This is a genomic window from Oleiphilus sp. HI0117, assembly GCF_001635235.1.
This window is the reverse complement of record NZ_LWGA01000628.1, coordinates 1-11,396: the sequence shown is the minus strand read 5'-3', so window position 1 is coordinate 11,396 and position 11,396 is coordinate 1. Positions and strand designations below refer to the sequence as shown.

Here is an 11,396-nt window from a genome sequence, read left to right as displayed (position 1 = left end):
AGACTTATGAAGACAATGTCATTCTGGCGCTGATCTTCCCTGGTGCATCATCTTTATCAATGGAAATCTGCTCGACTCGCACACCTAATGAGCTTTTCAAGCGACTTAACCAAGAAATTACCTTATCGAAAGAGGCGTCATCCACCCAAACTTTTAGCTTATTGTCGCCGCTTGGCTCGAAGCGCTTAAGTGCCACTTTCTGTTGCTTTGCAAGATTAGTAACCGATGAAACCAGCTGCTGGCTATTCAATGCTTTTTTGGAAGCACTGCCTTGATTGTTTTGACCAAGACTTCTCAGTGCGGCTTTATTCTGGTTTACCAAGGCTAGCAATTGCTGATTTTGCTCAAGCTTTGCCTCGGCTTGTTTTTTGTATTCATAAGCTGGCTTCATTAAGCCAAAGATCAGAATAACCAAGCTCAGAGCTACAAGCAGCACTTTAAGAGCCAAACGGTCACGTGCCGATAGCATCTCATACTGTTTGCGCATATTCAGTAGCGCAGAGTTCTGTTTTAAAGCTTCTAACATCTCAATATCTCTCTTAACTACCTAAACTAAGCACCGCCGACACTAATACGGCCGCGAAAATATTCTTTTTCTTGAACAGCGGAACTGATCTTCGCCGTTAGGCCAGCACTAACGATGGCATTTTTTAAACTCTCTAACTGATCAAAGCTTTGAGCCTGCATTTCTAAGACTAACTCAGCACGCTGCTGATTATAGTTAATGCTTTTAAATTGAAGCTGGCCTTTAAATTTGCTTCGATCAAACTGATACCCCGCCTCTCCTAATAAATGGAGAAAACCGACATCGACACTACTACCGCCCTGGCGCTGCTGGTTAAGCTTACCCTTGATAATACGCGGCAATTTGCCAAGTGTTGTCCGTTTCGAGTTGGGTACTATTTTTTGGTAGGCTGTTAATGCGCTTTGGCCAGCGGAATCAGCCTGCCCTTCAAAGTACATACCCTGGCCAATAAACACGCCGAATTGCAGTAAAAACCCAAGTCCAGCAAGTGCTGCAACAGCTCTCCAGCGATGCCAGGACCCGCTAGACTGACGAGCAATCACAAAATCGCCTTGGCACAAATTTGTCAGGGTTGTTTTATTACGTGTATAGCACTCACATAGGAATTCAAATTCACTTAAACCAAACTGCTCAACTGAGATAGACAGGTGTGGGTACTGCTCTATTTGAGCAAGCAACATCTTAGCCGCTTCCATATAGTCAGCTGCAACCCAAACCTTCATCGAAAGCTCGCGTGCTTCCTCATCTTCACTTGGCGCAAGAAAAACACTGTCTAAATATGGAATGAGGTTATCAGGCTTTAAGGAAATCATCTTTCCTTCGAGAGAACGAACGATTACTGAGCCGCTAGACAAACAAAGACTAAGGTCATCTTCAGCAATAGGCAGACACTGCGCATCGAGATACACGCCAGCTAAAGGAATATCGGCCATTTCGCTATTAAAAGACTGAAAATTTGACTCGAACAAAGAGTGGTCGATATTAATGACCGAGTAAGCGCCTCGTTTGCTTTTTGGCCCCAAACAAATATGTATTTGCTCAATATCTTGCGCAACCTGCTCTTCTACTGCAAAGGGTAGCGCTTGCTGCAGGTAACGAGCCTGACCTCCTGGCAGACTCACTTCGCTTACAAAGGCGGCTGAAGAAGGCCAAAGCGCAATCAGTTCAACATTCTCGATACCATTCTGCATTAAGGTCTGATCGATTATTTCCAGACTCGAACGCGCGCCATATTTAAGTTGCTCACCAGCAATATCATAGAGCGCCCATTCATATAACGCTCCTTCTACCTGATGTACTTTATGTGGCCTTACAAACAATGTATTTGGCATGAGTTTACTCTATCTGTTTTGAACGACGCTAATCGTTTTATTATAGCGCCACTTGCTCTTTGGTAATTAAATATTTTTGGCCCTGGTTACGACTAAGAACCTGTAAAGACCCGTCTTCGTTACTCCGATAGAGTACACTTCTTAACCTGACCGTGCGCTCGGAAAGTGTCACTTCGGTCGCTAACTCGTAAAAGTCAGATCGAACCCCGATGTAATTAAAGTTTATTTTTCCATCCGCAACTAAAGTCTCAGCCTTAAACTCGTCAATATTCTTCCAGGCCTTATCCTGACGAGCTTCTACCAAGCTATCTGCCTGGGCATCAGTAAGGGTTTCACTTAAACTCTGTAAAACTTCCGCTGTTGCAGTATTTACATTAACGGGAGCCCAACCCTGAGGCAATACAGTGACATGCTCTAATAGTTTTTTGAAGTCTTCATTACTGATTGTGGGAAGTAATCGTAATTCTGATATATCGAGCATAGGCTGGCCAGCATTTCTATAAGGAGGGTCTAAGGACAAATACTCGCCATCTTCCGCCCCATCAAAACCACTTGAGTCCTGATTTTCATCAAGCCAGTCAATAATTTGCTCAAGCTTTACCGTTTCGATCGCCAAACGATTAAATAAACGAGTGAAGCGTTCCTTCATTACAGGGATAACTTCCCCTGTCACACTGACTAGGTCATTTAGATTCAGCTTCCCTTGAACATCATTAAACTGTGACGAAACAATTGCACCTTCATAGGGTCTTGTTAAAGAGGACTCAAGAAAGGCTAGGTCATCATAGAATTCTTTTTCTACATCTTTATCATTATCCCAATCATCTTTTAGCCACCACTTTGCATATAACTCGGAGCCAATCGCGTATTGATACGCTTGAGACTGGGCAAATAAATTACCGGCCTGCTGAACAAAAATACTCTGTCTGTTGTACATACCGACAGACAGTATAGAAACTAATGCGAAAACAAAGATGACAATCATCAAGGCGACCCCGCCCTGTTTTTTAACTGAGCATGGGTACTGAATACCGTATGTTCTATATAGCAGAGGCATCAGTCTTTAGCCTTCTGGCCATCAAGACCGTTATCTGAAGATGCGCCGCCACTTAATTCAAGCTCTTTGCCGGAAAAATAGCTCCCTACCTCAAACAAGCGCTTCACCTTGCCGAAGCGTTTATGTGCTATTTCGATTTCAATTGCCTTGGGTAAGCTGTTGTTTGTTTGACGCGGGTCAGGTGAAGTGGTCTCGCTGTCAAGCGATTCAACAGGCCACTTACCCACCCATGCATCGCTCTCATTCAAAAAACGAAAATCAAGAGATTCAATATCGTTTAAGAGAGTCTTTCGAATGCTTTCACTGTCCTGAGTCTGATCAAGCGCTGTCCAGTAGTGCCTTACAAGCTTTTCACTATCCAGCTCGTAGGCGACACGTTGAATCTCGGAACGCTTATCGTCTAAAGGATTACGCCAGCCTACTCGGCTAAATTGGATTTTATAAAAATCAGAGCTGCTATCCAGTGCGTTTTGATAGTCGCCATACTCGTCTCGTATCGAACGACCAATGACTTGCGAAAGGTCGCGCTTAACGATCAGCATTGCTTTTTGAATTTGATTCAGCTCTTCGAGATGAACCTGAGTACGATCACTACTTGTGATCGCTGAGTTCAATACCTGCCAGGCGCCCAAACCAATTAATGCAGTAATACCTATCGCGATAAGGACTTCTAGCAATGTGAAGCCTTGTTGAGATGCAAGGGCTTGCTTGATTTTGGTGGAATCCAGCATTAGTAGCGCCCTAACATACTGGAAAGTGTTAGTTTTTTGCTCTTATCGCCACTCTGCTCATCGATAAGATAGACATCTACGTCGAGCTTGTTGATATCGGCATTTGCTGTTTTGCTAACCTTAGAAACCACCTGCCATTCTTGATTCGCAAACTCGATCTCTTCTTTATATTCTTTAATTGCAGGCAGTGATTTTGAAAGCTGAAGCTCTGTGATCTTATTTTCCGCAATCCAAGAAGCAACTATCTTATGCCTTACGTTAAAATATTGGCTAACGGTTGATGCCGTCACCTCTTGTTGAATCATGGCTACCGAGACGAAGACCAGCATAGCCATCATTACTTCTAAAAGTGTGAAGCCCGCATGCTTGGTTATCTTAGAAAGATTACGTTGCCTGATAGACCTATGCATTAGCCTGCATCCTCATCCTGTTGCAGGAAGGGTACAACAATCTCACCTTGCTCATCAGTCTTGATTTCGATCCGGCTATCGCTGTCGCCCATGAGTTGAACACCAATAACAAACTGATCAACTTCACCACTGGATAGCAGCATAAAACTAGGTTTTTTTGAGGATTCTTCAATTTCCAGAGTGTCAGTGTTGCCGATATACTCGCCTGATACAGAGGTGCCGAGGATTTCGCGCCCTTTCCCTTCCCGCTGAAAGTCTAATGTTAACCACTCGGGCAAACTTCGGGGTCGTAAGGCTTGCTTAGTAGAGCTTTCCCACTTTGAAGCTTCTTCGTCCCAAACCAGAAATTCGTAGCCTTCATCCTCAATCAATACGCCAATTTCTTCATTGGAGTAAATAGCCTCATCGGCAGCAAGACGAAGCAAGGCTTGCATACGAGTTACCTCGTTGATCATTTCGCGCGTCTGATTACCACCGCCAACCGTCATTAAGGCGAGAGACGAGATTAAACCAAGCAAAACCAGAACAACCAGCAACTCAATCAAAGTAAAACCACGACCGCTAACGGTTGAGGTTTTAGACCCGATCACTGGCCTAACCCTAGCGAACATTCCCTTAAGGGGAAGCATATAATGTTTACTCTTCCATCACGCCGTCTGATTAATTCATATCGTGATTGCTGATATCTTCACCACCATCTGTACCACCTTCACGCCCATCGGGACCAAAAGAGTACAAATCATAAGGGCCTTCAGAACCTGGGCTGACATATTGATACTCATTCTTCCATGGGTCGATTGGAACATTTGGAAGGTAACCATCCTTGCTCCAGTTTTTTGCTTCTGGTGAACCGGAAGGTTTATTAACTAGTGCCTCCAAACCTTGTTCCGTACTTGGGTAAGAGAAGTTATCTAGCTTATACATATCTAAAGCATTACCAATATTACGGATCTGGGTTTTAGCGACGCCAATTCTGGCTTCTTCGCCTCGGCCAAGAATATTGGGTGCCACAACCGCCACTAAAAGACCTAGGATCACCATGACCACCATTATCTCGATTAGCGTGAAACCGGATTGCTTAACATGTGAACGTTTCATCTTACTTCCTTATCTAAGTAGGTATTTATAATTTCTTGTGATAACTGCACAACCAAAGTGGCCGACGATTTTATACCAAAATCTATGCAACCAAATTACTCATATTCAATATAGGCAACATAATCGCCAAGACAATGACCAAAACCACGCCGCCCATAAAGAGCAACATGAGCGGTTCAAACAAACCAACGATTGTTTCGATTAGTCCTTGCAGATCGCTTTCCTGATGCCGTGCTGTTCTTTCAAGCATTTCATCCAACTCGCCACTAGACTCGCCGCTGGCGATCATATGAATCATCATTGGTGGAAAGTAGCCTGTTTGCTCAAGAGAATTGTGCAAGTTTGCACCTTCACTCACTTTCTGCGCTGCTTCAGCTAAGGATGCTTTGAGGCAATCGTTTGTTAAGACCTCGGAAGATATGCGCATCGCATCAACTAAAGGCACGCCGCTACTATTAAGGATACTAAGCGTACTAGCAAATTGAGAGGTATTGGAGCCCCTCGAAATCTTTTGAATAAATGGCATACCTAACAAGCGCTTATGATACGCAAAGCGGAAGCCATCTTTCTTTAGCATGACCTTAAAGCCCATACCGGCCAAGATAAGGATAATGAGTATCAGCAAACCCCAGTCACCCAAGAAATCGCTCACGGCTAAAAGGCCCTGAGTCAGTGATGGTAGGTCTTGTCCGTTGTTAACGAACACCTCAATGATATCTGGCACAACATAGGTCAATAGAAATACAACGATTGAAACAGCAACGAAGCAAAGTATTACAGGGTATATCGCAGCCAGCTGTATCTTTTGGCGTGCTTGTTGACGTGCTTCGGTATAATCGGCCAGCCGGTTAAGCACCAGGTCAAGGTGACCGGCATGCTCGCCTGCAGCAACCGTAGAGCGATAAAGATTAGGGAAAGCAGCCGGGAATTCAGCAAGGCTATCGGCAAGCGTATAACCTTCTAGTACTTTTGCTCTAACCGCCAGCAACATACTACGAACGTTTGTTTTCTCGCTTTGACTAGCCACCGCACTAAGCGTCTCTTCAATAGGAATACCTGACTGAATCAACGTAGCGATCTGACGGGTAAGTAACGACAGCTCTTTGACACTCAACCTACGCCTTGAGGAACCGCCACCGCTATTGCTCTTTTTCTCAGAACTTTGTTCAACTTCAAGCGGAGCTAAACCTTTTTCGCGCAGTTGCTGTCGAACCTGCCGAGCGCTGTCCGCCTCTATTACACCTTTTTTTTGCTTGCCCTTTTGGTCAAGCGCCTTGTACTCAAATGCAGCCATGACTATCCCCGATGGGTCACCCTTACCACTTCTTCAATCGTGGTAACGCCAGCCAACACCTTCTGAATACCATCATCATGTATGCTTGGACCACACTTACGTGCATAAGTTTCAAGCTCTAGCTCACCGGCTTTGCTATGAATAAGCTCACGCATCTGTTCATCTATTTGCACAAGTTCGTAGATACCAATACGGCCCTTATAACCAAGATGATTACACTCTGGGCAACCTTTTGCTTTGTAGATAGGAGGTTTCGATTGGCCAGGCCCGTGCTCTATATGCAGAAATTCGCATTCGCTGTCATCAGGCTCGTAGGGTTGACGACAGGAGGTACACAGAACACGAACCAAGCGCTGTGCCATAATACCAACAAGGCTCGAGCTAATCAGGAAAGGCTCAACCCCCATATCCATCAATCGGGTGATAGAGCCAACGGCACTATTAGTATGCAAGGTTGATAGCACCATGTGGCCGGTCAAACTGGCTTGAACCGCAATTTCAGCTGTTTCGATATCACGGATCTCACCAATCATTACCACATCAGGGTCTTGACGAAGGATCGCTCTAAGGCCTCGGGCGAAAGTCATATCCACTTTAGTATTAACCTGGGTCTGCCCAATACCTGGCAAGTTGTATTCTATAGGGTCTTCAACCGTCAGAATGTTACGGCTGCGGTCATTAATATGAGATAGACCCGCGTACAACGTAGTGGTCTTACCAGAACCGGTTGGCCCGGTAACCAGTAATATGCCATGGGGCCTCGCCAGAATACTTTTTAAAACATCTGAGTCACGCTCCGATGTTCCTAGGATATCGAGAGACAAACGCCCTGCGTTCTTATCAAGTAAACGAAGTACGATTCTCTCTCCGTTCGCTGAAGGCATTGTCGATACACGGATATCCACTTCTCTGCCACCAACACGCAATGAAATTCGACCATCTTGAGGTACACGCTTTTCAGCAATATCGAGTTTTGCCATAACCTTGATACGAGACACCAGCAAAGGCGCTAGTGCGCGCTTGGGTTTAACGATTTCTCGCAAGACTCCATCCACTCTAAAGCGAACGACAAGCTGTTTTTCAAATGTTTCTATATGCACATCTGAAGCATCATTTTTTACTGCTTCGGTCAAAATAGCATTAATTAGTCTGATGATCGGCGCATCATCTTCTTGCTCTAATAAGTCCTCGGTCTCTGGAACCGAGTTTGCCAAGCTGGCCAGATCCATATCGTCGCCCAGACCTTCGACCATCTGCATTGCTTCAGCAGAGTCATTTTGGTAAGCAAGCCCTAAAGCTTCGTCGAACTCTGCCTCATCAACTTGTTGAAAAGGAACCTCACCAAAAGTTAGACGGTTTACTTCTGCAAAAGCCTGGGAGCTAAGACCCGCCCGATAAAGAATCTCATACTCGTTATTTTGATTTTTCAACAATACTATCCCTTGCTTCTTAGCAAAGGAGAATGGCAACCGCTCAAATGGAAGCATTAAACCAGTATCTTCAACAGAGCCGGATGCGGTGCCGGACTCTTCTAAAGTCGGAATATCCGCTGCATCAGCACTATTATGTTGAGACTCTTCTATCACGGTAACCCCTTAAATTCGGTCCGCCAGGTTAGTATTATTCATAATCCCACGAGCAAGCTAAATTAAGCATTTAACTTAAGTAAGACGAGCATTGTATTGTCTTAATCTTATAAACAATAGACGATTACATTAAAACATCGTAAGACTAATATAAACGCAAAAACACGCACTTTATTAACTAATTCATATATTTTGTCAGGATAAGCAAAATTAAGTCCTATGAAATACCAAAATACCCTGACAGAACCCCATAAAAAAAGCGCTACAGTAAAACCATTTTTTGAAGACTCTTACATAAGCAAAGCTAGATCTTGTGCTACTATAATGGCTAAGACATAAATATAAATGATCACGGCTGAAACATTGCGAAACTGTGACAGCGACGACTAATCCAGGTTTATTAACATGTTGTTTAACCGGCTTCCCTTAATATCAGCGCTCGCATTATGCGCACTTATTTGCGGAAGTATTTATATACAACTAGCCCCTATTTTCATCCAAGACCTTAAAAAAGATCTTAAGCCTACAACCCCCTCTAGCAGTGTCGCGCAAACAAATACTAACAAGCCGCAAAAAACTCACAACATCTCCAAGTTCAGCCTGTTTGGCGACGTTAACAAGGCCATAAGCAAACCAAAACCAGTCGCCAAAGACCTCCCAAAAACTAGCCTAAAACTTCTGCTTACGGGCGTCATGGCAAGCGGTAATACTGACAATGCCAGCGCCCTTATCCAAGGACCAGATAAACAAACCTTAAACTATCGAATAAATGACGAACTGCCGGGCGGTGCAACACTTAAACAAGTTTATCCAGATCGTGTCGTATTAGAACGCTCTGGGCGATTAGAAAACCTGGTATTTGTCGAACAGCGCCCTATTGGCTTTGAAAGCTATGAGCCAGTGGATGATCCTGAAATTGAGGAAACAGAGAACACCGAAAACAACCCCATCATTACAACTCGCGCAGCAAACCCGGGCAGAACGCAGGGCATAAAAGACCGTTTAAGCAAACTTCGGAAGCGAATGCTTAAAAATAGAGTAAACCAATAAGTCACAATGACTCCGATATTCAATAGCTATTGCTTAGGCCTCACTCTTTTAAGGACCCCGATTTACAAGCGGGTTGTCATAATTTTTTTTATTACGACCTGCGCCTCAGCCCTAGACCTTAACTCTAAAGTTCTCGATTTTATTGACCAGCGCTTCGGCCAGGACGCTGTTAGCCGACTCCAGCAATGGGAAAGAATCGCTAATTACAAACAAAACATTACCCATCAACAAAAGCTAAAACTTGTAAACCAGTTCTTTAATAGAGTGAAGTTCGTATCCGATCAAGAACAATGGAATAAGGAAGATTATTGGGCAACGCCATTAGAGTTTTTGGCAACCAATGCTGGCGACTGTGAGGACTTCTCAATTGCAAAGTACTTTACGCTTCGGGAAATGGGAATCCCTGATGACATGATAAAAATCACCTACGTCAAAGCGCTTGAGCTGAACCAGGCTCACATGGTCCTCGCCTATTACCCGACTCCAGACGCTGAACCCCTCATTCTCGACAACCTGATTAATGAAATAAAACCAGCAGGCCAACGTACCGACCTGGCACCTGTATACAGCTTCAACGGTGAAGGCTTATGGCTTTCGAAGATTAGAGGTCAGGAAGGTAAACGCATTGGCAATGCAGATAAGCTGGAAAGCTGGGTAGAGCTATTGAACAGACATTATAAGTTACTGAAATAAGCATCACCCACCCTTTAACCCACCACAACACAATTTTGTCACTAGACCACACAATGTTGACGTTAACGTCAACGTAAGTATATCATGATAGCTAAAGTAAATTGGCCAAAAAGGGTTGATAGAATGAGCCAACAATTCAGCATTAGCGAACTGTCTCGCGAGTTCGATGTCACCACCAGAACCATACGCTTTTATGAAGCAGAGGGACTTCTGCACCCTACCCGAAAGGGACAAACGCGAATTTATTCAGATGCCGACAGAGTCACACTAAAACTGATTATTCGAGGCAAACGCCTTGGTTTATCGCTTGCCGAGTCAAAAGAACTCATTCAGTTGTACGACCCAAGTGGTGCAAACCAAGTTCAATTACGACGCCTGCTCGATAAAATTAATGAGCGCAGACAAGTCTTAAAGCAACAGGTTGAAGATATTCGTGTTATGCAGCTCGAACTTGATGAAGCCGAGTCTCGGTGCATAGACGCGATAAATAAACAAAAGACATAAACAATCTCTTACCGAATAAATAGAAATGTGAGGCCAACCATGCAATTACTAAATTTTGATTTGTGTGAAACCAATGACATGCTCAGAGACCAGGTCTCTAACTTCGTCGCAAGTGAGATTACGCCCATCGCTGCAAAGACCGATAGTGATAACGAGTTCCCTAACGAGCTTTGGCCTAAACTTGGTGAAATGGGTCTATTGGGCATGACCGTACCGGAAGAGTTTGGCGGCACAAACATGGGCTACCTTGCTCATGTACTGGCAATGGAAGAGATCAGCCGCGGCAGCGCATCGATTGGCCTTAGTTATGGCGCTCATTCAAATTTATGTGTTAACCAAATCAACCGTAACGGTAGCCAAGAACAAAAAGAAAAGTATTTACCGAAGCTTATTTCGGGTGAGCACATTGGTGCACTCGCAATGAGTGAGCCGAACGCTGGTAGTGACGTTGTGAGCATGAAACTTAAAGCCGAAAAACGCGGTGACCATTATGTTCTCAACGGTAGCAAGATGTGGATTACCAACGGGCCCGACGCTAACACCTATGTCATTTACGCTAAAACGGCGCCAGAGAAAGGCCCGCACGGTATAACTGCCTTTGTCGTCGAGCGTGACTGGAAGGGCTTTAGTCGGTCTCCTAAGCTAGACAAGCTGGGTATGCGCGGTTCAAACACCTGCGAACTGGTATTTCAAGATGTCGAAGTCCCTGTTGAAAATGTTCTTGGTCTTGAAAATGCGGGCGTTAAAGTACTAATGAGCGGCCTCGATTATGAACGTGTCGTGCTATCAGGTGGGCCAACGGGCATTATGCAATCTTGCCTCGACCTGGTTATACCTTATATCCACGAACGCAAACAGTTTAATCAGTCGATCGGCGAGTTCCAGTTAATCCAGGGGAAGATGGCTGATATGTACACAGCACTCAATGCCAGCCGCGCCTACTTATACGCCGTTGCTAAAGCCTGTGACCGAGGTGAGACCACCCGTAAAGATGCGGCCGGTATCATTCTATACAGCGCTGAAGCAGCAACTAAAATGGCCTTGGAGGCAATCCAAATACTTGGCGGCAATGGCTACATTAACGAGTTCCCTGCTGGGCGCCTATTACGAGATGCG

13 protein-coding genes are annotated in these 11,396 nt (G+C 44.6%); 4 read left to right on the top strand and 9 right to left on the bottom strand.

The features are described 5' to 3' along the window. Window positions 1-4: 4 nt before the first annotated feature. The 9 genes from gspM to gspE all read right to left on the bottom strand — a co-directional run bounded on the left by gspM (window position 5) and on the right by gspE (window position 7,934). Window positions 5-526, bottom strand: a complete 522-nt coding sequence (gene gspM, locus A3757_RS07375; protein ID WP_068511054.1) for a type II secretion system protein GspM — start codon at window positions 524-526, stop codon at window positions 5-7. Between the two features lie 26 nt (window positions 527-552). Further along, entirely contained in the window at window positions 553-1,857 is a 1,305-nt protein-coding gene (gspL, locus tag A3757_RS07370; protein WP_068511057.1) for a type II secretion system protein GspL, read from the bottom strand. A gap of 40 nt (window positions 1,858-1,897) precedes the next feature. Beyond that, window positions 1,898-2,914 carry a type II secretion system minor pseudopilin GspK gene (gene gspK, locus A3757_RS07365; RefSeq protein ID WP_068511059.1) on the bottom strand — a complete coding sequence of 339 codons (1,017 nt, stop codon included), beginning with the start codon at window positions 2,912-2,914 and terminating at the stop codon, window positions 1,898-1,900. Beyond that, window positions 2,914-3,645, bottom strand: a complete 732-nt coding sequence (gspJ, locus tag A3757_RS07360) for a type II secretion system minor pseudopilin GspJ (RefSeq protein WP_068511061.1) — start codon at window positions 3,643-3,645, stop codon at window positions 2,914-2,916. Before gspJ ends, gspK begins: the two co-directional genes overlap by 1 nt. Beyond that, window positions 3,645-4,055, bottom strand: coding sequence for a type II secretion system minor pseudopilin GspI (gspI, locus tag A3757_RS07355; RefSeq protein ID WP_068511063.1), 411 nt, complete (start codon window positions 4,053-4,055; stop codon window positions 3,645-3,647). The genes gspJ and gspI overlap by 1 nt, the downstream gene beginning before the upstream one ends. Next, window positions 4,055-4,684, bottom strand: coding sequence for a type II secretion system minor pseudopilin GspH (gspH, locus tag A3757_RS07350; RefSeq protein WP_068634235.1), 630 nt, complete (start codon window positions 4,682-4,684; stop codon window positions 4,055-4,057). The genes gspI and gspH overlap by 1 nt, the downstream gene beginning before the upstream one ends. A 31-nt stretch (window positions 4,685-4,715) precedes the next feature. Then, window positions 4,716-5,153: a type II secretion system major pseudopilin GspG gene (gene gspG / locus A3757_RS07345; protein WP_068511068.1), complete on the bottom strand. Its 438-nt coding sequence runs from the start codon at window positions 5,151-5,153 to the stop codon at window positions 4,716-4,718. Window positions 5,154-5,235: 82 nt separating this feature from the next. Further along, entirely contained in the window at window positions 5,236-6,447 is a 1,212-nt protein-coding gene (gspF, locus tag A3757_RS07340; RefSeq protein ID WP_068511069.1) for a type II secretion system inner membrane protein GspF, read from the bottom strand. A gap of 2 nt (window positions 6,448-6,449) precedes the next feature. Next, on the bottom strand, window positions 6,450-7,934 hold the full coding sequence (gspE, locus tag A3757_RS07335; protein ID WP_068511084.1) for a type II secretion system ATPase GspE: 1,485 nt from the start codon (window positions 7,932-7,934) through the stop codon (window positions 6,450-6,452). Between the two features lie 504 nt (window positions 7,935-8,438). On the opposite strand from gspE, the gene A3757_RS07330 reads away from it, so the two are divergent. The 4 genes from A3757_RS07330 to A3757_RS07315 all read left to right on the top strand — a co-directional run. After that, window positions 8,439-9,083, top strand: a complete 645-nt coding sequence (locus A3757_RS07330) for a type II secretion system protein N (protein ID WP_068511072.1) — start codon at window positions 8,439-8,441, stop codon at window positions 9,081-9,083. 6 nt (window positions 9,084-9,089) lie between these two features. Continuing rightward, window positions 9,090-9,776 (top strand): transglutaminase-like cysteine peptidase, encoded by a 687-nt coding sequence (locus A3757_RS07325; protein ID WP_082865153.1) that lies wholly within the window; start codon window positions 9,090-9,092, stop codon window positions 9,774-9,776. Between the two features lie 123 nt (window positions 9,777-9,899). After that, window positions 9,900-10,280, top strand: coding sequence for a MerR family DNA-binding transcriptional regulator (locus A3757_RS07320; RefSeq protein ID WP_068511073.1), 381 nt, complete (start codon window positions 9,900-9,902; stop codon window positions 10,278-10,280). A 39-nt stretch (window positions 10,281-10,319) separates the two neighbouring features. Continuing rightward, the coding region (locus tag A3757_RS07315; RefSeq protein WP_068739376.1) for an isovaleryl-CoA dehydrogenase at window positions 10,320-11,396 on the top strand (1,077 nt) is incomplete at its 3' end.

Coding starts and splice junctions, on each gene's coding strand:
- A3757_RS07330 (WP_068511072.1), top strand. CDS start 8,439: ATGTTGTTTAACCGGCTTCCCTTAATATCAGCGCTCGCATTATGCGCA.
- gspK (WP_068511059.1), bottom strand. CDS start 2,914: ATGCCTCTGCTATATAGAACATACGGTATTCAGTACCCATGCTCAGTT.
- A3757_RS07325 (WP_082865153.1), top strand. CDS start 9,090: ATGACTCCGATATTCAATAGCTATTGCTTAGGCCTCACTCTTTTAAGG.
- gspL (WP_068511057.1), bottom strand. CDS start 1,857: ATGCCAAATACATTGTTTGTAAGGCCACATAAAGTACATCAGGTAGAA.
- A3757_RS07320 (WP_068511073.1), top strand. CDS start 9,900: ATGAGCCAACAATTCAGCATTAGCGAACTGTCTCGCGAGTTCGATGTC.
- gspE (WP_068511084.1), bottom strand. CDS start 7,934: ATGCTTCCATTTGAGCGGTTGCCATTCTCCTTTGCTAAGAAGCAAGGG.
- gspF (WP_068511069.1), bottom strand. CDS start 6,447: ATGGCTGCATTTGAGTACAAGGCGCTTGACCAAAAGGGCAAGCAAAAA.
- gspJ (WP_068511061.1), bottom strand. CDS start 3,645: ATGCTGGATTCCACCAAAATCAAGCAAGCCCTTGCATCTCAACAAGGC.
- gspH (WP_068634235.1), bottom strand. CDS start 4,684: ATGCTTCCCCTTAAGGGAATGTTCGCTAGGGTTAGGCCAGTGATCGGG.
- gspG (WP_068511068.1), bottom strand. CDS start 5,153: ATGAAACGTTCACATGTTAAGCAATCCGGTTTCACGCTAATCGAGATA.
- gspM (WP_068511054.1), bottom strand. CDS start 526: ATGTTAGAAGCTTTAAAACAGAACTCTGCGCTACTGAATATGCGCAAA.
- gspI (WP_068511063.1), bottom strand. CDS start 4,055: ATGCATAGGTCTATCAGGCAACGTAATCTTTCTAAGATAACCAAGCAT.